The sequence below is a fragment of the Klebsiella sp. genome, assembly GCF_027492335.1.
In the GTDB taxonomy this organism is placed as follows: Bacteria; Pseudomonadota; Gammaproteobacteria; order Enterobacterales; family Enterobacteriaceae; genus Klebsiella; species Klebsiella huaxiensis.
The window spans coordinates 12,855-35,032 of the sequence record NZ_JAPUEW010000078.1; the positions used below are offsets into that span (position 1 = coordinate 12,855).

Here is a 22,178-nt window from a genome sequence, read left to right on the forward strand (position 1 = left end):
CAACTTCACACCCCGGCGCAGCAGTTACAGATGATCGGCATCGACAACTGCCTGCACGAACGCCTGCGGGGCTTCCTGCGGCGGGTTATGGCCGATATTGCCTTTGAATTCGCGATGCTCGTATTTGCCCGTAAATTTAGCGCGATAGCTTTCAGGTGCCGGGTGTGGCGCGCCGTTGTTATCACCTTCGATGGTGATAGTTGGAACGCCAATAGTCGGCAAAGCCGCCAGTTTCTGCTCGTAGTTTGCGTATTTCGCTTCGCCTTTCTCCAGCCCTAAGCGCCAGCGGTAGTTGCTAATGGTCACCGCCACGTGATCGGGGTTATCCAGCGCCTGCACGCTCTGTGCAAACTGCGTATCGCTAAACTGCCAGCCCGGCGAGGCCTGATGCCAGATAAACTTCGCAAAATCGTGAGTATTCTGCCGATAACCTGCTTCACCGCGCGGAGTGGCAAAATAGAACTGATACCACCACGACAGCTCGGCCTGCGGCGGCAGCGGTTTTTCGCCAATTTGCTGGCTGCTAATCAGATACCCGCTCACCGAAACCAGCGATTTCACCCGTTCAGGCCACAGCGCGGCTACGATATCCGCCGTGCGCGCGCCCCAGTCAAAACCGGCAAAATCAGCCTGTTTGATATGCAAGGCATCCATCAGATTGACGATATCTTTCGCCATCGCCGCAGGCTGACCGTTGCGCGGCGTTTTCGCGGAAACAAAGCGCGTGGTGCCGTAACCGCGCAGATAAGGCACGATAACCCGGTAGCCCTTCTGCGCCAGCGCCGGGGCGACGGCGGCGTAGCTATGGATATCATAAGGCCAGCCGTGCAGCAGGATCACCGCTTGCCCGTCGCGGGGGCCGATATCCACATAGCCAATATTAAGATCGCCCGCCTGTATCTGATGCAGAGCGTTAAAGGCGGCGCTGTCCTCCGCCGCGCAGACGCTGGCGGAAACCAGTGAGGAGCAGATCAGCGCCAGGGCGGCATATTTACGGGATAAAAAAGTGGTGCTCATGATGGTTGCCTCTTCATGGTTTGGATGACAGGCCTATCACAACACCGCGATGTATCTGCACTGTGCGTGCAGAGGGGGGATTTTGTCGCACCGTGTATCGTCATTGCGCTCAGATACACGGTGATACAAAACGGAAAAATCAGACGTTATCCGGCGGCAAATAGTTAGCTACAAAACGAGTCAAAATCGCCGAGGCCACCGGGCTCTCTACGACTTCACGACTTAGCTTGTCCGGATCAATCCCCTCATTGCGCAGTGCCGCCTGACGGTAAGCAATCAGCGAGCGGGCAATTTCCGGAGTGATTTCCGGGTGGAACTGCGTGGAGATAGCATGCTCGCCATAGCGAACAATCTGGTGCGGATCGTGCTGCGACGAAGCCAGCACCGTAGCCCCTTGCGGCAACCGGCTTACGGTTTGCATGTGCGTAAGATGTGCGCTGAAGGGGGCCGGATGGTCAGCCAGCAGCCCGTCAGTCAATCCATTCGCAGAGAGAGTAACGGTTTTGCTTCCGGCTTCGCGCCCTGCAGGATGGTAATCCACCTTACCACCGAGGGCATGCGCCATAAGCTGATGCCCATAGCAAACGCCAAACAGCGGCATCTCAATAGCCATCGCGTCGCAGATCCACCTGGCGGTCATTTCGCTCCACGCCAGGCGCTCAGTCACCATATACCATGAACCGGTAATCACTGCGATGGTATCGCTATCTGGCGCGGGAAGCGGTTCCCCGGCAAATACCCGCGCCACGCGGATTTTATTGCGCCACGGCGCGAGTAAATTGCCAAACCAAGCGGGAAGATCGCCATGGTCAGAGGCGATTTCGACCGGCGGCGTGCCGGTCTGGATAAGAAGTAGCGTATTTCGGCTTAACGACATCAGAACGCCTTTTTCACAACAACACAGAACTCTACTATGAGCAAAAGCGCTAACGGCGGCAAATAACCAATCCGTTAACGCTTATGCTTTGAGTGAATAATGCCCTATTGCGCGTCGGCGCTGTCTACCTGCGGCACGGTCGATTGTGCATCTTGCGCCGCCGGCGTATTCGCCGGGTCAAAAATGTGGTCAAGAATTGCCCGCGCCGTTGGCCCCGCAACCACGCCATCGCCGCCACCGTTTTCCAGAATCAGCGCCATCGCCACTTTCGGATGCTGATATGGCGCAAACAGGGTATAGAAAATATGATCGCGCAGGCGTACCGGGATCATTTTGGCGTTATAGGTCTGGTTCTCTTTCAGGCTAAAGACCTGGGAAGTCCCGGACTTGGCCGCAATCTGATACGGTGCGGTATGAAACAGCTTATAGCCGGTGCCATTTGGCAAGTTCGCCATGCCATACATGCCGTTACGCACCACGCTCCAGTATGGTGAATGCGGATCGCCAACCTGCGGCAGATTCTGCGGCGGCTGATAGCGCTCGACCTTGTTGCCTTGCTTCATGGAATAGAGCAGATGCGGGTTTTGTACCTTACCGTTGTTAATCAGCGTAGTCAGCGCTTTCACCATCTGGATTGGCGTGGCAATCCAGTAGCCCTGGCCGATACCGACGGAGATAGTATCCCCCTGATACCACGGTTTTTTATGCACTCGCTGCTTCCACTCCCGGCTCGGCAACACTCCGGCGTACTCTTCGTTAAGATCGATGCCGGTTGATTGGCCATAGCCAAATTTGCTTAACCACTCATGGATACGGTCGATGCCCATTTCGAACGCTACCTGATAGAAAAAGGTATCCGCCGATTCTTCAATCGCTTTTGTCACATTCAGCATACCGTGACCGCTCTTTAGCCAGTCGCGATAACGGCGCTGGGTTCCCGGCAGCGTCCAGGTCGGCGCGCCGAAGAAAGAAGTTGTTGGGGTGATGACCCCAGCCGACAGCGCCGACAGCGCCATATAGGGTTTAACCGTGGAGGCCGGCGGATACAGCCCCTGGGTGACCCGGTTAATCAGCGGCCGATCCGGGTTATCGAGCAGTGAACGGTAGGCCTGATAGCCAATACCTCTGACAAATGGGTTTGGGTCATAGCTCGGGCTGGAGACCATCGCCAGTACCCCGCCATCACGCGGATCGACCGCAACGACCGCCGCACGCTGCCCCTTCAGCACCGACTCGATATACTGCTGCAGGTGCAGGTCCAGCGTCAGGTAGATATTCTTCCCGGCAACCGGCGGCACCTCTTTTAGCAAGCGCACCACCCGGCCATGGTTATCCACCTCAACTTCCTGATAACCCGTAGTGCCGTGCAGCGCTTTCTCGTAATAGCCTTCAATGCCCTGCTTACCGATATTATGGTCGGCGGCATAGTTCTCTTCTTCACCCGCTTTCGCCAGCTTTTGCAGATCGCTGTCGTTGATTTTCGACACATAGCCGACCACATGCGCCAGCTCTGCGCCGTAGGGGTAATCGCGCTGCTGATAGCTCTCAACGGTAACACCGGGGAAATGAAACTCATTGACCGCAAAGCGCGCCACTTCCACGTCGCTGAGATCCGATTTTAAGGTCACCTCTTTATAGCGGCTGTTGTGATGCATATCGTCGCGAAAACCGGCGATATCTTCCGGGGTGAGATCGACAATCGGCGTCAACTGCTGCAGCAGCGCCGTCATATCAGCGATTTTGCTCGGGATGACCTGCAAACGGTACAGGGTGATGTTTTGCACCAGCGGAATGCCGTTGCGGTCGAAAATCAGCCCCCGGCTCGGCGCGATGGGCAGCATTTTGATGTCGTTCTGATTTGAGCGGGTTTGATAGAAGTCGTGCTGATCTACCTGCAGGCGGTAGAGGTTAATAATCAGGATGGCAAAGCAGACCACCACCAGTAGAAAAGCAATGACAGCACGGCGAATAAATAGCATCTCTTCCGCTGAGTGGTCGCGAATTTCATCTCTCATTAGGGACATTAGCGGTCATTTACCTGGATTACAAAGGGCCTGAAAAGGGAAAAGCGGGGAAGAATAGCGTTATCGACGCGGGAGCCCTACCGAAAGGTTGCTAATGATCTGGCAGAAATGTATCAGTATGTGAGGGATAATAAGTGACAACGTCACACTATTGACCTCTGTTGGCAACGCAACAGAGGTCAATACCGATTAACCGGTATACAGAGAGGACCATCTGCTATCTACGGGCCTCAAAGGCGATTTTAACCGCCATCCCCGCCAGTACCGTCGCCATCAACCAGCGCTGAAACTGCTGCCATAAAGGGCGTCCGGCAAGAAACAACGAAACCTGTCCGGCCATCACCACAATCAGCGCATTGACCGCCACGCTAATTATCGCCTGGGTAAACCCCAGTATCAGCGACTGAGAGAGGATGCTGCCGTGTCCCGGAGTAATAAACTGCGGCAATAAAGAGAGATACATAATGGCGATTTTTGGATTCGCCAGATTGGTCACAAAGCCCATCAAGAACAGTTTGCGGCCGCTGTCTGCGGGCAGATCGCGCACCGCAAAGACCGAGCGTCCTCCGGGCTTCACCGCCTGCCAGGCCAGATAGAGCAAATATGCAACGCCGCTGATGCGTAAAATATCATACGCATAGGGAACGGCGAAGATCAGCGCGGTAATACCGAAGGCGGCACACAGCATATAAAACACGAAACCCAGCGCCACGCCGCCCAGGGAAACCAGCCCGGCCCTTCTCCCCTGGCAAATCGAGCGTGAAATCAGATAGATCATATTCGGCCCTGGCGTCAGCACCAGACCAAGGGCGACAAGAGCAAAGGTTAGCAGCGACGAAAATTCAGGCATAGCGTATCTCCAGTGAATGAAGTGATGCCCAGGCGCGCGGCGGCTAACACCATGCTCCCCGACAGTAACCTGTCTTAAGCGCCAGTAACATGGTGCAGAACAGTATGATCGCGTTCGTCGGCAAGCGGCAACTCACCTGAACAGGTAGGCGCCCTCTTTCAGCTGATTTTGTCTTTTTCCGCCGTACTGGAGCGATAGATAAAGAAAAGCGCCAGCCCAAGGCAGATAATCGCCCCCAGCCGTCCAGGCGAAAAAGCGATGGCATCATTTCCCAGCCAGCCAAAGTTATCGATCAACAGACTCATGGCCAGTTGACCAAAAATTACCGCCACCGTAGCCGTTGCGGTACCAATACGCTGTACCGCCAGCACCATAATCACAATATAGGGCACGCCGCAAAACGCGCCTAATAGCTGCCATTTCGGTACATCCAGTAGCGTAACCACCTGGCGGGGTTCAAAGTAAAAAATCAGCAGCGCCGTAATCACTCCCCCTACCGCGAAAGTGAGAAACGCGCTACGAAATACGCCAACCTGGCTGCCTAAACGGCCGTTAATCGCTGCCTGCATGCTCAACATTGCGCCGCCAACCAGCGCCAGCAAAATCATTATGCTACTCATGAGATATCCTCAGCTTGTGGCGATTAAAATCAGGGCGACAACGATAAACAGCAGAGCGATAAGCCGCCGACCATCAATTTTACGTTTTGGCGAACCGAATAATCCGTAATGGTCGATCAGCAGGCTTTTGCATACCTGACCGGCAAGAATGCCGATCATGGTCATGGCGATACCGATAACCGGCACGGCAACGGTTAGGATGACGACGTAAATCGGCCCCAGAATACCCCCGGTGAGCTGCCAGCCCGGCAAAGAGAAAAATGAAGGACTTTGCCGTGGGCCAAACAGCAGCATCAACAGAAACGTCAGCGCGGTTCCAACGCTAAAAATACTGAATGTGGCCCATAAATCCCCTACCTGGCCGGCCAGCGGTCCTAAAAGACCGGCTTCAACGGACAATCCCATACCGCCGACAATCACCAAAAAAATCAGTAATAACTGCATCATTGCTACTCGCTTATTGATCAGGCGGCAGAGCATAAAGCAGCAGAGTGATGTAAAAAACGATATAATCAAGGAAACACTTTTGCGGATATTGCATTAATGAGCGATGCAGACAATGTGAGTTTTCGGGCGCTACAGCTATTTATCGCTGTTTACGACAGCCAGAGTTTTTCAGTCGTCGCACGGCGGGAAGGCGTTTCTCCCTCTATGGTGTCGCGGGTCATCCATCAGCTTGAGGATTCCCTCGGCCAACAGCTGTTTTATCGCAACACCCGCGCAGTGGTGCCAACCGAAGCCGGACGCCTGTTTGCCGTTCATGCCAGAAGCATCAGCGAACAGTTCAGCGCCGCCAGGCGCGATCTTCAGGACCGGAGCCTCCAGCCTGGTGGCCTGGTGCGCATCAACGCCCCGGTCTATTTTGGTCAGCGCCATATCGCGCCGTGGCTGCCGGGCCTGACGGAACAGTATCCGCAGATGCAAATTGAACTGGCGCTGACCGATGATTTTATCGACCCGCACCGTGAAGCGACCGACGTGATTTTTCGTATCGGTAGCCTGCCGGACTCCAGCATTCATGCCAGAGTGCTTGGTATGCAGCACCACTACCTGGTTGCAGCCCCGGAATATCTACAACGGTGCGGCATTCCGGAGACACCGGAGGATCTTCGGCAACACAACACGCTGGTCTACAGCGGTTCAAACGGACCTAATCGCTGGCTGTTCCGCCTTGCGGATGGAGAATGGGTGCACTATCCGCAAACACCGCAGTTGGCCTCAAACAATGCCGATGCGCTGCTGACCTCTGCCCTGGGCGGTATGGGGGTGGTGCTATTTCCTGATTGGATGGTGAACGAAGCGATTAGAGAGGGAAGGCTTATTAAGCTGATGACCGATTATAGCGCCTCGATCAGCAGCGTACCTTCCCCGATTTCAGCCATTTACCCTCATGCCAGGCACCCCTCACTGAACGTGCGCACGGTGATCGACTATTTTATCGACGTTTTTGGTACACCTTTATACTGGCAGCACTAAGCGGTTATACGCACTAAAGTTGTCATAACTCAAACAATTAGCATTCGGCGATGGCGATCCCACTTTAACGTTTCCTATACCCCTTCGTTACGACTATGGTTAATGAGGTGGTTTTGATAACCAACCGTTTAACAACAATAATTGCACGGTTTTCATAATAGTAATTGAACGGAAATAGCTATTAAATCCGTAGACTCATTCAAATATCGCTTATTGGTAGCAGTGTATATCGTAATGGCATTCACAAAAGCAAACGGAGCCTGATATGAGCACGTCAAACGACCCTTCGAATAACGCACCCGCAGGGAAATGCCCCTTCCACGCCGAAGCGCCAACCCAGAGCGCAGGCGGTGGTACCGGCAACCGCGATTGGTGGCCAAACCAACTACGTGTTGATTTGCTGAATCAGCACTCCAATCGTTCGAACCCGCTGGGTGAACATTTTAACTATCGGGAAGAATTCAAAAAGCTCGATTATTCGGCGCTGAAGGCCGATATCCGCGCCGTACTAACAGACTCACAGGAGTGGTGGCCTGCTGACTGGGGTAGCTATATCGGGCTGTTTATTCGTATGGCCTGGCACGGCGCAGGTACCTATCGTACCGTTGACGGTCGCGGCGGCGCGGGCCGCGGACAGCAGCGTTTCGCACCGCTAAACTCCTGGCCAGATAACGTCAGTCTGGACAAAGCTCGCCGCCTGCTGTGGCCGGTGAAACAGAAATATGGTCAGAAAATTTCCTGGGCCGACCTTTATATGCTGGCGGGTAACGTAGCGCTGGAAAACTCCGGTTTCCGTACCTTTGGTTTCGGTGCCGGTCGTGAAGACGTTTGGGAACCGGATCTGGACGTTGACTGGGGTAATGAAACCGAATGGCTGGCGCATCGTCATCCGGAAAGCCTGAATAAGCAAGCTATTGGCGCCACCGAGATGGGGCTGATTTACGTTAACCCTGAAGGCCCTAACGCCAGCGGTGATCCGCTCTCCGCCGCTTCCGCGATTCGCGCCACCTTCGGCAATATGGCAATGGACGATGAAGAGATTGTCGCCCTAATCGCCGGCGGTCATACGCTGGGTAAAACGCACGGTTCCGCATCAGCCAGCCATGTTGGCGCAGAACCGGAAGCCGCACCCATTGAAGCTCAGGGGCTCGGCTGGGCGAACAGCTACGGCAGCGGCGTTGGCGCGGACGCTATCACTTCCGGGCTGGAAGTGGTCTGGACGCAAACCCCAACCCAGTGGAGCAACTACTTCTTCGAAAACCTGTATAAATATGAGTGGGTGCAGACCCGTAGCCCGGCCGGCGCGATTCAGTTCGAAGCGAAAGACGCGCCGGAGATTATTCCTGACCCATTCAATCCGGAGAAAAAACGCAAGCCAACGATGCTGGTCACCGACCTGACGCTGCGCTTCGACCCGGAATTCGATAAGATTTCCCGCCGTTTCCTTAACGATCCGCAGGCCTTTAACGAAGCCTTTGCCCGCGCGTGGTTCAAATTGATCCACCGTGATATGGGGCCGAAATCCCGTTACATGGGCCCGGAAGTGCCGAAAGAAGATCTGATTTGGCAAGATCCATTACCGGCAGCCACCCACAACCCGACCTCCGATGATATCGCTACCCTGAAAGCGTCGATTGCCGATGCCGGTCTGTCGGTTAGCGAACTGGTTTCAGTGGCCTGGGCATCTGCTTCTACCTTCCGCGGCGGTGATAAACGCGGTGGCGCTAACGGCGCGCGCCTGGCGCTGGAGCCGCAGAAATCCTGGCCGGTCAACGCTATTGCTTCCCGCGTTCTGCCGACGCTACAAGCGATTCAGAAAGCATCGGGCAAAGCGTCATTGGCCGATATTATCGTGCTGGCTGGTGTGGTTGGTATCGAACAGGCCGCGGCGGCGGCGGGCGTACAGGTTAGCGTGCCTTTTGCCCCTGGCCGCGTCGATGCGCGTCAGGATCAGACTGATGTTGAAGCTATGGATCTGCTGCAACCGCTGGCCGATGGTTTCCGCAACTATCGTCGCGTTGAAGGGGGTATTTCCACTGAAACGCTGCTGATTGACAAGGCACAGCAGTTAACGTTGACCGCGCCGGAAATGACGGTGCTGGTTGGTGGCCTCCGCGTACTGGGCGCTAACTTCGACGGCAGCAAGCACGGTGTGTTTACTGACCGCGTAGGCGTACTCACCAACGATTTCTTCGCCAATCTGCTCGATATGGGCACCGTCTGGAAAGCCGCTGACGAGCAGTCTGAGCTGTTTATTGGCCGCGACCGTAAGAGCGGCGAAGAGAAATACACCGCCACCCGCGTTGACCTGGTGTTTGGTTCCAACTCTGTGCTTCGCGCGCTGGCTGAGGTTTACGCTTGCAGCGATGCGCGGCAGAAGTTCGTCACCGATTTTGTGGCGGCATGGACCAAAGTGATGAATCTGGATCGCTTCGATCTGTAATCCCTTCCCCCGACGGGCTTCTCGCCTGTCGGGGCTTTTTCTCTCCCTATTTCCATCAGTCGGTTCACGGCAACTTTTGCAAAATACTCGCCATTATGACTGTAAAATTCCGCACATCTGTTTTAACGTTAAACGCAGGATTTATCGCTTTGCGGCCAATAAAGCCATCAATAAGCGCGAAAATGGTCATTGTGGCCTCTTGCGTGTCAACATGTGGACTAAACTCTCCAGCTGCTACGCCTTTGCGGATAATGTCCGCCACGCCTTCACGCATGACCTTATCGCTGGCGATAAACGCCACACGCAGGTTCTCTTTTCTGGCCGACTCCGCAATGATCTCCACCCACAGTTGATGGGATGACGGATAGCCCACTTCCTGTATGCACGAGGTCGTGAGACTGCAAATCTGCTCGAAACAGGAGCCGTGAAACTGTTCCTGATGCTTTGCCAGTGCGGACTTCTGCTCCTCAAAGATGATCGCTTCAATCAGCTCATCTTTGCCTTTGAAATAGGTATACATTGCCCCGAGGCTAATCCCTGCCCGCAAAGCAATCTCCCGCACGCTGGTGCCGTTAAAGCCCTTTTCAGCAAAGCAGGCCGCCGCCGCGACGATCAGTTTATGGTACGTTTCTGAATCTTTTGACATTTTTACAACCTCCAGCGATGGGCAATTTTAGCCTCTTTTGCGCGCGACTGGCTAGACGTTGTATCGTGATACTTGCGCAAACTTCAGCTGAGAGATAGAGTGAATGAACGTTCGTTCATTTTCATGTTCATATCTGAACCGAGGACTTCATGACTCACTCAACTCACAACAATCTCCGTCTGATATTTCCACAGTGGCAGGGCGGCAACAATGCGCCCTACTATTTTGGTTCCCAGCTTCTTGCCTGGCTGGCTCCCGCATCGAAGGGGTCGGTTGCTGAAGTCGCCGTCACACCACCATCCGATAAACCGCTGGTTAATGAAAACGGGATTGTGGGACGTCGCCAGGTTGTCGCCCAACTGCATGATGCGCAGGAGAAAATCGCCGCGCACCGTCCACAAACCATTGTGACGCTGGGTGGCGATTGCCTGGTCTCGCTGGCGCCGTTCGCTTATCTCACTGAGAAATATGGCGATAAGCTCGGCATCCTGTGGATTGACTCGCACCCGGACGTGATGACCCCGGCACAATATCCGCACTCTCATGCTCACGTTCTTGGCGCGCTGATGGGCGTGGGCGACAGCGAGCTGACTCGCGACGTTAAAACGCCTCTATCGCCGCGTAAAGCGATGATTGCCGGTATTCACAGCCCGCTGGAATATGAAGCTCAGTTTATTGCCGACCACGCTATTGCGACCTGCGATCCGCAAGCGGTGAGAGACGGCGCTCAAGCGGTAAGTGACTGGATAACCCGCGAAGGTATTGAATATCTGGCGATCCACCTCGATCTTGATGTGTTGAATCCCGATCTGTTTCGCTCGGTACTCTTTGCCAGACCCGGACGCGGTGAACACGATTTTGGTGATGTAGCCGAAGGGAAACTGACGATGAGTGAAGTGGTCACGCTGGTAAATCAGGCTACTGCGCTGGCATTACCGGTAGGACTCACCGTCGCTGAACATCTGCCCTGGGACGCAATAAACCTTAAGCAGATGCTTGCCGAATTACCGCTTCTCAAGTAATTGCCGTTCCCCTGAGCCCTTCAGGGGAACAGAGCCTACTCCCTGATGGGGAGAACGTCATTAAATTTATATAATAATCAATTAAATAAAAGCGCCGAATAACGGAACCAGGCAAAGTTTAACGACTGGCAACAATCGTTATATATTGACATACATATCGATCATCCCTACCCTTAATCATCATACAATTATAATTCGTACCCTTCAGACGGAGACGTGAGTCGCTCTCGCCTCATTCCACTTTCATCAGTCTGAAATTAAAACTCATGCGCTTAACGAAACTCGCTCTATTGACCGGGGTTATTCCCTGCTCCTCATTGTTTATGGCGATTACCGCTCATGCGGAAGAAACCATGGTGGTCAGCGCCGCGCCGCAGGCCAACGCAGAATCTCTGGATGACAATACCCCTGCCGCACAAAAGCAGGCGACGCTGGGCAACCTCGGCAAACGCAAGCTTCTCGATGTACCGTGGGCGGTACAAACCATATCGGATTCTCTGATTCGCCAGCAGCAGCTCGGCAGCGTTAAAGACGTTTACCGCTATATGCCTTCCGTACAGGGCGAAGGCGTGCGCCCGCAAACCCGCGGCATGCAGGGTAGCGTAGTACAAAACAGTATGATTGACGGCCTTAACGCAGTCTCAACCACCGAATACCCGGCGGAGCAGTTCCAGCGTATCGAGGTGTTGAACGGTATGGCGGGCGCGCTGTACGGGCCGGCTAACCCAGCGGGGATGTTTAACCTGGTATCAAAGCGGCCAACCGATGTCCCGCTGCGTCGGGTAACCGTCGGCGGCGGCACGGGTTCAGGTGCCAACGCGGCGCTGGATCTGAGCGGACCACTGGATGCGGGCGACCGGGTTAAATATCGTCTCAACCTGATGGATCAGGACGGCAGCGGCTATACTCACGGCAGCCGCCAGCGCAATCAGTATGCCGGGCTGGCGCTGGATTTTCAGCTGACCGATAAAACCGTGCTGGAGAGCAACTTCAGCTACTACCACTTCTATCAAAAAGGGATGCCCGGCAGCTTTGCTCTCGCCAAAGGCACCCATTTCCCGTCGGCATTGGATCCAACGAAAGATAAATATGGCCAGTATTACGCCGGGAATGATGACACCACCACTACCGGTAGCCTGCATATCAAACATGACTTTGACGGCAACTGGCTGCTGGATGTTGGCGTGCTGCGTCAGATTGCCGATCGCGAATCCACCGCCGTCACCAATACGCTTACCGATAATAAAGGCAACTACACCACCACGACTGCCAACTCAGCCGCCAGCCGTTTTACGATCAACAGCTATCTGGCGAACCTCACCGGCAGCGTGGAGACTGGCTGGCTACAGCACGATCTGGCGCTCGGCATGCGCGGTTTTGTCTGGAAAAACTATAATCCGCGCAGCGGCGGCACCCAGACATTAGGCAGTTCATCACTCAGCGATAACCCAACTTTTGAGCGGCCAGATTACCCTGACTTCACTGACCGCTACCATTCGGCTACCACCACCCAGCACGTCTTTTTACTCAGCGATACGCTGACCTTTAACCCGCAGTGGAGCCTGCTGCTTTCCGGCAGTGAAAACCTGTTTACCGTCAGTAACTACAACAAAAGCAGCCAGCGCAGCAGCAAAAGCGATGATAACGGCGTCAGCGGTTCCGCCAGCCTGATGTATAAACCGATTTATAATGTGACCCTCTATACCACCTGGGCCAACAGCATGCAGCAAGGCGACACCGCACCGACCGGGGCCAATAACGCCGGAGAAGTGCTCGATCCTTACCGCAGCCATCAGATTGAAGTCGGCGCTAAATATGCGCCGGGCGAAGACTTGCTGTTAAGCGCCGCGCTGTTTCAGGCCGAGCGCCCTTTTGCCTACACCAACGGCAACGGCGATTTTACCCAGGACGGTACGCAGAAAAACCGCGGGATCGAGCTGATGGCCGATGGCCACGTTACTCGCAACCTGCGCCTGTTTGGTGGAACAACCTGGCTTGATCCGCGCCTGCATGACACCTCAAGCGCCAACGCGGATGATAAACAGGTGGTCGGTCTTCCGCGCTTTACCGCCAATATGCTGGCGGTTTACAGCATCCAGCAGCTGCCGGGCCTCGACGTGAATGGCAACATTCATTACGTTGGTCGGCGCGCGACCGATAACGCTAACGATAGCTGGGTCGGCAGCTATACCACCGTCGATCTCGGCAGCAACTATCGCACCCGGTTGTTCAATACCGACACCACCTTTAGGTTAGCAGTGACTAACATTACCAATCGTCACTACTGGACCAATATCGTTCCCGGCGCGTTAACCGGTTATACCGGTGCGGGATACGCCAGCGCGCAATTAGGCGCGCCGCGTGAAGCGACGGTCTCAGTGCAGTTCGACTTCTAAGGAGCCCAATGAAAAAATTAGCTGCTGGTTTACTCTGCGCTGTTCTGGCCTTCCCGGCGCTGGCTTCCCGTCAGGTGACCGACGATGCCGGACACAACGTTACCCTTCCCGACAGCGTGGACAGGATTGCCGAAGGCTGGTACGCCCACCATTCATTGCTGATGACACTGGGGGTTGGCGATAACATCGTCGCTACCGTCAACCGCCCCGACGCTCGGCCGTGGATGTTCCATATTGCGCCGAAATTGCATCAAGCGCTTATCGCTCGCGGGCCGCACTTCACCAGCGAGGCGCTGCTCGCTCATGGAGCCCAGGTCGTATTTGTCGCGAAAGATAACGGTGATGCCGCGGCGTTTCGCCAGGCGGGCCTGCCGGTTATGGAGATGCGTTTTACCGACTATCCTTCGCTACAGCACTCGTTAACCACTACCGCGCAGGTGATTGGTAGTCAACAGGCTCTGGCGCGGGCTAGCGAATATAATCAATATCTTCAATCAGTTATTGATATCGTCGGGCAAAAAACAGCGTCACTCAGTGACAATGAGCGCCCACGGGTACTGCATATTCAATCGCTGAAGCCGCTCAAAGTTGACGGCAGCCATACGCTGATTGACACCTGGATCCATCTGGCGGGCGGCAGGAACGTCGCGCAGGAAATTAACGGCAATATGCAGGAGATTTCGCCGGAGAAAGTGCTGGCCTGGCAGCCGGACATTATCATTCTCGGCCCCGGCAGCGGCGACTGGAAGACATCCCCTTGGGCTGGGCTTTTCGCCAGCCTGAACGCGGTGAAAAACGGTCAGGTGGTGCAGAATCCATCAGGCGTTTTCCCGTGGGATCGTTATGGCACCGAAAGCGCATTGCAAATTCAGTGGGCGGCTAAGCTGCTTCATCCTCAGCGCTTTGCCAATGTTGATATGGTGAGCGTCACCCGTGATTTCTATCAGCGCTTTTTTGATTATCCGCTTAATAAGAAAGAGGCTGAGCGGATTTTACAGGCGCTACCGCCGCAACGGTAAGTCAAAACCCCGGCCACAGTCCCGGGGTTCCTTTTATCTTATCCAGATGGTCAACAGAATGATGATGGCCGCAATAATCGCCACCTGAATAAAGACTTTATCCAGCGATCCTTTGCGCATTGTTCCCCCTCTTCAGAACAGGATTTGCCAGAGAGCCAACAGCAGCACCAGCAGACCCATCAGGAAAAATATCAGCGCAATGAGGGTGTCCGGAGAACGATTCATCTCTGCGCCTCCTTATCATCAGAACCACTGACCAAAACGTTTGATATAGAAACGCTTCATGCCCTGCGCCACCAGGCAATAGCTGAGCAGCGTCGCAACCAGCCACGGGAAGTAGCTCAGCGGCAGCGGCTCCAGCCCGACCATCGCCCCCAACGGCGAGAAGGGTATATAGATCCCCATCGCCATAATCAGCACGGTGGTAAGCAGCACCGGCAGCGTGGCGCGGCTCTGGATAAACGGAATCTTCTGCGTCCTCAGCATATGCACCACCAGCGTCTGCGACAGCAGCCCTTCAATAAACCAGCCTGACTGAAACAGGGACTGCGCTTCAACATTATTCGCCGCGAACACGTACCACATCAGCGCGAAAGTGGAGATATCAAAAATCGACGACGTTGGGCCAATCCACAGCATAAAGCGGCCGATATTTTTGGCATCCCACTTACGCGGTTTGCGCAGAAACTCTTTGTCCATCTTGTCCCATGGCAGCGAAAGCTGGGACAGATCGTACATCAGGTTCTGGATCAGCAGGTGAATCGCCAGCATCGGCAAAAATGGAATAAACGCGCTGGCCACCAGTACCGAAAAGACGTTACCGAAGTTAGAACTGGCGGTCATGTTCAGGTACTTAATGATATTGCCGAAGGTTTCACGGCCTTTGATAACGCCTTCTTCCAGCACCATCAGATCCTTTTCCAGCAGGATAATATCGGATGCTTCTTTGGCGATATCCGCCGCGCTGTCAACCGAAATCCCCACATCAGCATCGCGCAGCGCTGGCGCGTCGTTAATGCCATCGCCAAGGAAACCGACGGTATGGCCGTTTTTCTGTAACGTTTTCAAAATGCGCGACTTCTGCAACGGCGTCAGCTTAGCGAACACCGAGCGTGTTTCCACTTCGCGCTCCAGTTCGTTATCCGTCATCGCCTCAATTTGCGCACCGGTCAGGATACCGTGGGCATCAATCCCGACTTCGAGGCAAATACGCGCCGTGACCACCGGGTTATCGCCGGTCAGGACCTTCACCGCCACGCCGTTATCACGCAGTGCCGTAATTGCTTTTCCGGCGCTCTCTTTCGGCGGATCGAGGAAAGTCAGCATACCTTCGACCGTCAATCCCTGCTCATCGGCAGTGCTGAGAGGCGTGGTCAAGGCGGAGTCATCCAGTTTGCGGGTTGCCACCAGCAGCACGCGGAACCCCTGAGCATTGTAGTCCTCGGTTTTGGCTAACAGCAGATCTCGGCGGGTTTGATCCAGCTCAACCACCTTATCGCCTTCGCGCAGGTGGGTCGCCACCATCAGCATCTCTTCGACCGCGCCTTTGCAGATCAGGCTCTTGTCACCGTGGCGTACATCTTCCACCGAGACTGACACCCGACGACGTACAAAGTCGAACGGCAGTTCATCGAGCTTCACAAAACGTTCTTTTGTCGAGGGTGTAATTCGTCCTTCGCCAAAACGCAGCACCGCTCTGTCCATCAGGTTACGCGCCCCGCTCTGGCTGCTGCTGTTAAGCCACGCCAGCGTCAGTACCCGATCGCTCTCGGTACCGCTCACGTCAAGATGATGCTCGAGAATGATATTGTCCTGAGTCAGGGTGCCGGTTTTATCGGTACATAGAACATCCATCGCGCCAAAGTTCTGAATGGCGTTCAGGCGTTTCACGATCACTTTGCGCCGTGACATCGCGATGGCGCCTTTCGCGAGGTTAGAACTGACGATCATCGGCAGCATCTCTGGCGTCAGGCCAACCGCCACTGCCAGAGCAAAAAGCGAGGCTTCTACCCAGTCGCCTTTGCTGAATCCGTTGATCAGCAGGACGATCGGCACCATCACCAGCATAAAGCGGATCAACAGCCAGCTAACGCTGTTCACCCCGCGATCGAACGCGGTCTGGGTGCGAGTTCCGACGATGGATTTCGCCAGTGAACCAAACCAGGTGCGGTTGCCGGTGGCCACAACCACCGCCTGCGCCCTGCCGCTGGTCACGTTGGTTCCCATCAGGCAAATGTTGCCCATCTCAAGCAGACTCTTGTCCTTGTTCGGCTCCGGGAGCCTGTCGCTGCCTTTGCCGGACACGCTGGCCATGACGTCATACTTTTCAACCGGCAGCGACTCGCCGCTGAGTATCGACTGGCTGACAAACAGATCCCGGGACTCCAGCAGGCGAACGTCCGCCGGAACCAGGTCCCCCGCAGCCAGGAAGATAATGTCCCCAGGCACCAGCTCCTCTATCGCTATTTCCTCTTGTACCGGGCCAATATTGCCGGGCCCGCGGCGCAGCACCGTCGCCGTAGTACGAACCATCGATTTCAGCGCCTGTGCCGCTTTGTTGGTACGAAACTCCTGCCAGAAACGCAATAACCCGCTCAGACTGACCATCGTCACAATAATGATAATTCCGGTCAGGTCGGTCTCTTCGCCGTTACGCAGCGGTAGCCAGTAATCGGTCACGAAGCTGACGGCGGCCAGCGCCATCAGAACGTAAATAAACGGGTTATTGAATGCCTGCAAAAGCTGGATCAGCGCCGGAGGTGCCTGTTCATGCGCAACCTCATTGCGGCCATAATCCTCCAGTCGCTCGAAGGCATCTTCCGTTGTCAGCCCCTGACGGCTGCTGTTGAGCCGCGCCAGCGTATGGTCAGGGCTGTTAAAGGCCTCAGTTTCAATAGCAAAACTTTTTTTATGCTGCTTATCATTTTCTGACGCAGACCGGTTTACTTTCCGGTTTTCTATTTTCATGTCAGTCATGATTGTTCCCCAAATTTAAAACGTGTTTGTCCCTGCATAAAATGTCTATGCATAATGTATTTCTTTCGCTTTGAAGCGCGTATTACTTTAGGCCTATGGGAATATCCATCATTCCCTCCTTATGCAAACCATTGCAATAGTAAAATATCAGGGAGATTAGCTCCCCTCGACGCACCAGCGGACTGACGTAATATTTTCGTGACCGCCAATTCTTGACATAATAAGGTCTCGTGACTTTCGATAATCAGCATTGCCGACCAGCTCAATACGAATTTCTTTATGCCCTTGTTCTTTTGCTGCTATTGAAACTAGCCCCTGTAAACTGAGCGTCATCTCTTTACTGATATTCAGTAATAGCTGACGAATAGCACTTTCATGTTCGCTATTACAGATAATATTCAGGACGTAGCATTTCTCTTCTTCAGTCGCGCCGGGGATCTGATTAATCCGCTGCGCCGCTTCGCGAAGCAAAATATTCGCACACAGAATGATCAGCGTTGCCGCCGCTGCTTGCCAGAACTGGCCCAGACCGCACAGCACGCCAATCGCCGCGGAGCACCACAGCGTGGCGGCGGTATTCAGGCCACGCACGTTCATACCTTCGCGCATGATAACGCCCGCGCCAAGGAAGCCTATGCCGGAGACCACCTGCGCCGCAATACGCCCAGGACTATCCGGCGATGTTGAAATTGAGCTGAGAATAAAAACCGCCGCGCCGGTTGCCACCAGTGCATTAGTGCGTAGACCCGCCATACGCTGACGCCATTGTCTTTCGGCGCCAATCAGCGCACCCAACAGCATCGCTGCGAGTAAATTTGCGATATAAGGAAACATCAACATACGTTCCTCCATTTTTGCTGGAAGAATTAAATACGTGCTTTATTCAGCACACGACAAATTGTCGCCGGGGAGGCGATTAACGTCGTGTTGACGGCGGAGGGAATAATGTATTTTTAAACATGAACATGACGATTATCCTCGCAGCTATGCTGCGTTTTTCTTTATGGGATGCAATCGTCTGAGTGAGGAGATTGCTGCCCGCCGGTTTGGCAAGCAGCGCAGGAAAAATAGCGTCAGCTTGCCTTGATGTTTAAGTAAGGGTGACTGTCCAACATATTTCTCCTGTTTGAATTTGTGCTCATTATAGTCATTCAATTATTTGAGTAAAGTTAAAATCTCGCTTCGGTGAGGATTTGTTTAGAATTGTCTAATAAAACAAATTATTCGCGTTTTAACATCATTCAGCGCTGACAACGATAACCTTCATCCTCTCTTCCCGGTGGTTTACTTCAAAACCTGCAGGCGGCTTTAGCAAAAACCAGTTCATTCATCAACATTTTCACATTTTATCAACATTTTCGGCTGTGCGTTGCTCGTATGACGAGCGATTAAAAATTTAAAACTATTAACAATCAATTAACATTAGCAGGCAAACATTTTATCTGAGGAAAATAATAATATGTCTACCACCCAGGTTCTGGGCGATACACCGTTCGTCTCCCCAGGACACCCCCACGCCAGCTTAACCGCTCGCATTGATGCGCTTCCCGCCTCCGTTGGCCTGTGGACCTTTATCACGCTGCTGGCGCTGGGCGGTTTCTTCGAGCTGTACGATCTTTTCCAGACAGGATATATCAGCACAGGCCTGCTGGCGGAGGATATTTTCCATACCGGCGAGAACGGAATCTTCGGTATATCCGACCAGGCGGCGTTTGCCTCGTCAACCTTTATGGGACTGTTTATCGGCGCCAGCCTGCTTGCCCCTCTGGCGGATAAACTGGGGCGCCGCCTGACGTTTATGTTCGCCCTCGCCTGGTACGGCGTTTTTTCCCTGATCATGGCACTACAGAGCAGCGCCGAAGGCGTGATTTTCTGCCGTTTTCTGGTCGGCGTCGGTCTCGGCATTGAGCTGGTCACCATTGACACCTACTTAAGCGAATGGGTACCGACCCATCTGCGTAATAAAGCCTTCGCTTTCGCCTTCTTTATTCAGTTCTTATCGGTTCCCGCCGTAGCGCTGATGTCGTGGATGCTGGTGCCCACCACGCTTTTTGGTCTCACCGGCTGGCGCTGGGTGATTATCTTCGGCGCGCTCTGCTCACTGGTGATATGGGTTATCCGTAAGAAGCTCCCGGAGTCGGCGCGCTGGCTGGAGGAAAAAGGCCGCCACGAGGACGCCCACAAGGTGATGTGCGAAATGGAGCAGCGCTGCGGCGTTTCTCCGTCACCACGGCATTCCGTTGAGCAGCACAACAGCCCGCGTAAACTGGGAAACTTTAAAGAGATCTGGGCTCCGCAGTACCGCAAACGCACCATCATGCTAATGGTGATGAACTTCTTCCAGGCCATCGGCTTCTTTGGCTTTGGCAACTGGCTGCCCGCGCTGCTTTCGGGCCAGGGGGCGAGCATTACCCATAGCCTGCTGTATGCGTTTTTTATTACCCTCGCCTACCCGATTGGCTGTCTGTTCTGCACCCGCTTCGTACACCGCTTTGAAAACAAATGGCAAATTGTTCTTTCCGCGTTGATGACGGTAGTGTTCGGCACCCTGTTTGCCCTGCAAAACAGTCCGCTACTGCTGGTGATTTGCGGATTTATGATAACCTGGTCAAACGCCTGGTTGACCATCAGCTATCACGCTTATCAGGCGGAGGTTTTTCCGACCCATATTCGCGCGCGGGCGGTAGGCTTCTGCTACTCCTTTAGCCGCCTGTCGACAGCGATCACCAGCATTCTGATCGGTATTATTTTGCAATATGCCGGTACGCCTGGCGTCATCAGCTTTATTGTCGCCAGCATGCTGATGGTGATGCTGTCAGTGGGTATTTTCGGTCCAAAAACCCGGGGAATAAGCCTGGAGAATATCTGATTGCAAGCGCCGCCGGGATTAACCGGCGGCGTGTGTTGATTCGCCAAAAATCACCTGCGCATCAGCAAAACATTTTTCCGCCAACGACGACACCGGTTCTTTGTTACGCATAATCAGCGCCAGCATCGAGTCGACTTCCGTCTCCGCGATGGGCCTGATATCCAGATTATCGCTCAACGCTTCAAGACCGTTATTGAGCGGCATAATCGCGCAGCAGATCCCGGCCTGCACCGCCTGAATAATTTGAAAAGTGGAGTCGCTTTCAAAAACGTACTTTGGCGCCAGCCCTTTGGCTTTAAAACTCATTTCAATTGATTCACGGTAATACATGCCCTTGGTCAGAAACCCCAGCGGCAGTGCGGCCAGCGTCTCCCATTCAGGAGTCGTATCCTCAAACTGATAGTGACGTTTATCATGCAGCAACCCCATGCGGGTATTGGGCAACCAGACCACATTAAACAATTGGCTATCGACGTGATGCAGATAGCAGATCCCCAGGTCCAGCTGGTTGCGGCTGACGCCGTCGATAATCTGCTCCGAAGTCATCGACAGCAGGCTGAACTGCAGCTCCGGGTATTTATCAGCCAGTGGTTTAATCAGCTGCATCGGATTCAGGCTGGCTAACGGCACCATTCCTACTCTTAGCTGGCCGACCATCTGCCCGCGACAGATAGCCGCCTCCGCTTCCAGCCCGTCGTGCGCTGCCAGCAGCGCTCGTGCCCACGCCAGAATGCGTTCCCCTTCTGGGGTAAATCCCTCAAATCGCTGCCCGCGCTGGATCAGCGTCAAATTAAGCTCTTCTTCAAGATTGCGGATACGCATCGAAAGCGTGGGCTGGGTGATATGGCAAGCCGCCGCGGCCTGGCCAAAATGACGCGTCCTGTCGAGCGCAATCAGATATTTAAGCTGTTTGATATCCATCCGTTATCCATGGTGAGCGCAGCAGGAAAAATGTTAGTTAAATGTTATGTTCAGCAACCATGAAATTCAAGCGCCATCAGGCTGTTGCTCGTCCTGCGTTCACAAGGCTACACTCGTATCATGCGCTGGCAGGAGAAACCGTTGAAAACTCGCCTTCATCACGTTCAGCAGCACCGGCTAACTCTGCCGGGGCTGGAAGCCATGTCGTTAGTCACGGAACAGAGCTTTCCGCGCCATTCGCACGATCAATTTGGTATCGGCATTTTCACTCAGGGCGCGCAGCGCTCGTGGAGCCATCTTGGCAAAATCGAGGCCGCCGCCGGAAATATCATTATGGTCAACCCTGGGGAGATGCACGATGGCATCCCGCTGGATGGCCCCCGCAGCTGGCAGATGGTTTATCTCGATCCTGAACTCGTTGCTGGCGAATTTCAGGGAGAGAGGAAGGCCGAAGATATTCTCCTGCGCCCGGTTGTTGACGATCCACTGCTGCGGGAGCTTATGCAACGGCTTTTCGGCGAAATTACCGCCCTTGTGGCCGACGACACCGCAGTGGAAGAAGCGCTACTGCTAAGCCTGATGCAGATCACCCGTTTTCATCTTTGTGCACGGCTGCCCGGCAAAAGCGATTCCCCCGCCATTGCGTTGGCCAGGCAATATATTGATGATGCCCCCGAAGAGAAAATCTCTCTCGACGTTCTCGCCGCCCTGAGCGGTATCAGCCGCTTTCAATTGATCCGCGGCTTCGCTCGCGAAACCGGCATCACGCCACACGCCTACCTGATACAGTCCCGCGTGCGGCTGGCACGCCGTCTGTTAGCTGCTGGCCATTCACCTGCTGATACCGCCCTGATGGCCGGTTTTGCCGATCAAAGCCATCTCACCCGCGCCTTTCAAAAACAGTTCGCCATGACGCCAGGACGCTATCAGGAGCTCCGTTAGCTGGCGGAGTGCAATTTTGTTCAATACCGACGCGACGCTTTCATAAATACTCAGGCCTTCGATTCTTTACGCCAGGAACT

19 protein-coding genes and 1 riboswitch are annotated in these 22,178 nt (G+C 54.2%); of the genes, 7 read left to right on the forward strand and 12 right to left on the reverse strand.

Annotated elements, in window-relative coordinates; translation table 11 throughout:
• Positions 1-24: 24 nt before the first annotated feature.
• The 6 genes from QVF11_RS23130 to QVF11_RS23155 all read right to left on the reverse strand — a co-directional run bounded on the left by QVF11_RS23130 (position 25) and on the right by QVF11_RS23155 (position 5,832).
• Positions 25-1,017, reverse strand: coding sequence for an alpha/beta fold hydrolase (locus QVF11_RS23130; RefSeq protein WP_287859510.1), 993 nt, complete (start codon positions 1,015-1,017; stop codon positions 25-27).
• 139 nt (positions 1,018-1,156) lie between these two features.
• A complete protein-coding gene (locus QVF11_RS23135) occupies positions 1,157-1,894 on the reverse strand; it encodes a glutamine amidotransferase (protein ID WP_287859512.1) in 738 nt (245 codons plus the stop codon).
• Positions 1,895-1,998: 104 nt separating this feature from the next.
• The gene (mrdA, locus tag QVF11_RS23140) at positions 1,999-3,918 is read right to left on the reverse strand and encodes a penicillin-binding protein 2 (RefSeq protein WP_287859514.1); all 1,920 of its coding nucleotides are present in this window, start codon (positions 3,916-3,918) and stop codon (positions 1,999-2,001) included.
• Positions 3,919-4,135: 217 nt separating this feature from the next.
• Positions 4,136-4,768 carry a LysE family translocator gene (locus QVF11_RS23145; protein ID WP_112214892.1) on the reverse strand — a complete coding sequence of 211 codons (633 nt, stop codon included), beginning with the start codon at positions 4,766-4,768 and terminating at the stop codon, positions 4,136-4,138.
• Between the two features lie 19 nt (positions 4,769-4,787).
• A riboswitch (ZMP/ZTP riboswitch) is annotated at positions 4,788-4,867 on the reverse strand.
• Between the two features lie 59 nt (positions 4,868-4,926).
• Positions 4,927-5,388 (reverse strand): DMT family transporter, encoded by a 462-nt coding sequence (locus QVF11_RS23150; protein ID WP_112214891.1) that lies wholly within the window; start codon positions 5,386-5,388, stop codon positions 4,927-4,929.
• A 9-nt stretch (positions 5,389-5,397) separates the two neighbouring features.
• Complete coding sequence (locus QVF11_RS23155; RefSeq protein WP_142513980.1) at positions 5,398-5,832, reverse strand: DMT family transporter; 435 nt, start codon at positions 5,830-5,832, stop codon at positions 5,398-5,400.
• 99 nt (positions 5,833-5,931) lie between these two features.
• On the opposite strand from QVF11_RS23155, the gene QVF11_RS23160 reads away from it, so the two are divergent.
• Positions 5,932-6,864 (forward strand): LysR family transcriptional regulator, encoded by a 933-nt coding sequence (locus tag QVF11_RS23160; RefSeq protein WP_287859518.1) that lies wholly within the window; start codon positions 5,932-5,934, stop codon positions 6,862-6,864.
• 265 nt (positions 6,865-7,129) lie between these two features.
• A complete protein-coding gene (gene katG, locus QVF11_RS23165; RefSeq protein ID WP_287859521.1) occupies positions 7,130-9,307 on the forward strand; it encodes a catalase/peroxidase HPI in 2,178 nt (725 codons plus the stop codon).
• A 64-nt stretch (positions 9,308-9,371) separates the two neighbouring features.
• On the opposite strand, the gene QVF11_RS23170 is transcribed toward katG, so the two are convergent.
• Positions 9,372-9,953 carry a TetR/AcrR family transcriptional regulator gene (locus QVF11_RS23170; protein WP_287859524.1) on the reverse strand — a complete coding sequence of 194 codons (582 nt, stop codon included), beginning with the start codon at positions 9,951-9,953 and terminating at the stop codon, positions 9,372-9,374.
• Between the two features lie 149 nt (positions 9,954-10,102).
• Here QVF11_RS23170 and QVF11_RS23175 point away from each other — a divergent pair, with 149 nt between their 5' ends.
• The 3 genes from QVF11_RS23175 (at position 10,103) to QVF11_RS23185 (ending at position 14,390) form a co-directional block, all read left to right on the forward strand.
• Positions 10,103-10,975, forward strand: a complete 873-nt coding sequence (locus tag QVF11_RS23175; protein WP_287859527.1) for an arginase family protein — start codon at positions 10,103-10,105, stop codon at positions 10,973-10,975.
• A 266-nt stretch (positions 10,976-11,241) separates the two neighbouring features.
• Positions 11,242-13,371 carry a TonB-dependent receptor gene (locus tag QVF11_RS23180; protein WP_287859529.1) on the forward strand — a complete coding sequence of 710 codons (2,130 nt, stop codon included), beginning with the start codon at positions 11,242-11,244 and terminating at the stop codon, positions 13,369-13,371.
• 8 nt (positions 13,372-13,379) lie between these two features.
• A complete protein-coding gene (locus tag QVF11_RS23185; RefSeq protein WP_287859532.1) occupies positions 13,380-14,390 on the forward strand; it encodes an ABC transporter substrate-binding protein in 1,011 nt (336 codons plus the stop codon).
• A gap of 33 nt (positions 14,391-14,423) precedes the next feature.
• Here QVF11_RS23185 and mgtU read toward each other — a convergent pair whose 3' ends face one another.
• The 4 genes from mgtU to QVF11_RS23205 all read right to left on the reverse strand — a co-directional run bounded on the left by mgtU (position 14,424) and on the right by QVF11_RS23205 (position 18,218).
• A complete protein-coding gene (mgtU, locus tag QVF11_RS23190) occupies positions 14,424-14,510 on the reverse strand; it encodes a magnesium transporter protection protein MgtU (RefSeq protein ID WP_254244378.1) in 87 nt (28 codons plus the stop codon).
• A gap of 12 nt (positions 14,511-14,522) precedes the next feature.
• Positions 14,523-14,615 carry a protein MgtR gene (mgtR, locus tag QVF11_RS23195; protein WP_112214883.1) on the reverse strand — a complete coding sequence of 31 codons (93 nt, stop codon included), beginning with the start codon at positions 14,613-14,615 and terminating at the stop codon, positions 14,523-14,525.
• A gap of 18 nt (positions 14,616-14,633) precedes the next feature.
• A complete protein-coding gene (mgtA, locus tag QVF11_RS23200) occupies positions 14,634-17,366 on the reverse strand; it encodes a magnesium-translocating P-type ATPase (RefSeq protein ID WP_287859535.1) in 2,733 nt (910 codons plus the stop codon).
• 156 nt (positions 17,367-17,522) lie between these two features.
• The gene (locus QVF11_RS23205; protein ID WP_112214881.1) at positions 17,523-18,218 is read right to left on the reverse strand and encodes an MgtC family protein; all 696 of its coding nucleotides are present in this window, start codon (positions 18,216-18,218) and stop codon (positions 17,523-17,525) included.
• Positions 18,219-18,825: 607 nt separating this feature from the next.
• On the opposite strand from QVF11_RS23205, the gene QVF11_RS23210 reads away from it, so the two are divergent.
• The gene (locus tag QVF11_RS23210) at positions 18,826-20,235 is read left to right on the forward strand and encodes an MFS transporter (RefSeq protein ID WP_142513823.1); all 1,410 of its coding nucleotides are present in this window, start codon (positions 18,826-18,828) and stop codon (positions 20,233-20,235) included.
• An 18-nt stretch (positions 20,236-20,253) separates the two neighbouring features.
• Here the strand turns inward: QVF11_RS23210 and QVF11_RS23215 are convergent, their stop codons facing one another.
• Complete coding sequence (locus QVF11_RS23215) at positions 20,254-21,156, reverse strand: LysR family transcriptional regulator (protein WP_142513824.1); 903 nt, start codon at positions 21,154-21,156, stop codon at positions 20,254-20,256.
• A gap of 141 nt (positions 21,157-21,297) precedes the next feature.
• On the opposite strand from QVF11_RS23215, the gene QVF11_RS23220 reads away from it, so the two are divergent.
• Positions 21,298-22,098: a helix-turn-helix transcriptional regulator gene (locus tag QVF11_RS23220; RefSeq protein WP_287859541.1), complete on the forward strand. Its 801-nt coding sequence runs from the start codon at positions 21,298-21,300 to the stop codon at positions 22,096-22,098.
• Positions 22,099-22,178 lie beyond the last annotated feature (80 nt).

Bases quoted from the DNA above. Each gene is read 5' to 3' on its own strand.
- QVF11_RS23130 (WP_287859510.1), bottom strand. From the start codon at position 1,017: ATGAGCACCACTTTTTTATCCCGTAAATATGCCGCCCTGGCGCTGATC.
- QVF11_RS23135 (WP_287859512.1), bottom strand. From the start codon at position 1,894: ATGTCGTTAAGCCGAAATACGCTACTTCTTATCCAGACCGGCACGCCG.
- mrdA (WP_287859514.1), bottom strand. From the start codon at position 3,918: ATGTCCCTAATGAGAGATGAAATTCGCGACCACTCAGCGGAAGAGATG.
- QVF11_RS23145 (WP_112214892.1), bottom strand. From the start codon at position 4,768: ATGCCTGAATTTTCGTCGCTGCTAACCTTTGCTCTTGTCGCCCTTGGT.
- QVF11_RS23150 (WP_112214891.1), bottom strand. From the start codon at position 5,388: ATGAGTAGCATAATGATTTTGCTGGCGCTGGTTGGCGGCGCAATGTTG.
- QVF11_RS23155 (WP_142513980.1), bottom strand. From the start codon at position 5,832: ATGCAGTTATTACTGATTTTTTTGGTGATTGTCGGCGGTATGGGATTG.
- QVF11_RS23160 (WP_287859518.1), top strand. From the start codon at position 5,932: ATGAGCGATGCAGACAATGTGAGTTTTCGGGCGCTACAGCTATTTATC.
- katG (WP_287859521.1), top strand. From the start codon at position 7,130: ATGAGCACGTCAAACGACCCTTCGAATAACGCACCCGCAGGGAAATGC.
- QVF11_RS23170 (WP_287859524.1), bottom strand. From the start codon at position 9,953: ATGTCAAAAGATTCAGAAACGTACCATAAACTGATCGTCGCGGCGGCG.
- QVF11_RS23175 (WP_287859527.1), top strand. From the start codon at position 10,103: ATGACTCACTCAACTCACAACAATCTCCGTCTGATATTTCCACAGTGG.
- QVF11_RS23180 (WP_287859529.1), top strand. From the start codon at position 11,242: ATGCGCTTAACGAAACTCGCTCTATTGACCGGGGTTATTCCCTGCTCC.
- QVF11_RS23185 (WP_287859532.1), top strand. From the start codon at position 13,380: ATGAAAAAATTAGCTGCTGGTTTACTCTGCGCTGTTCTGGCCTTCCCG.
- mgtU (WP_254244378.1), bottom strand. From the start codon at position 14,510: ATGCGCAAAGGATCGCTGGATAAAGTCTTTATTCAGGTGGCGATTATT.
- mgtR (WP_112214883.1), bottom strand. From the start codon at position 14,615: ATGAATCGTTCTCCGGACACCCTCATTGCGCTGATATTTTTCCTGATG.
- mgtA (WP_287859535.1), bottom strand. From the start codon at position 17,366: ATGACTGACATGAAAATAGAAAACCGGAAAGTAAACCGGTCTGCGTCA.
- QVF11_RS23205 (WP_112214881.1), bottom strand. From the start codon at position 18,218: ATGGAGGAACGTATGTTGATGTTTCCTTATATCGCAAATTTACTCGCA.
- QVF11_RS23210 (WP_142513823.1), top strand. From the start codon at position 18,826: ATGTCTACCACCCAGGTTCTGGGCGATACACCGTTCGTCTCCCCAGGA.
- QVF11_RS23215 (WP_142513824.1), bottom strand. From the start codon at position 21,156: ATGGATATCAAACAGCTTAAATATCTGATTGCGCTCGACAGGACGCGT.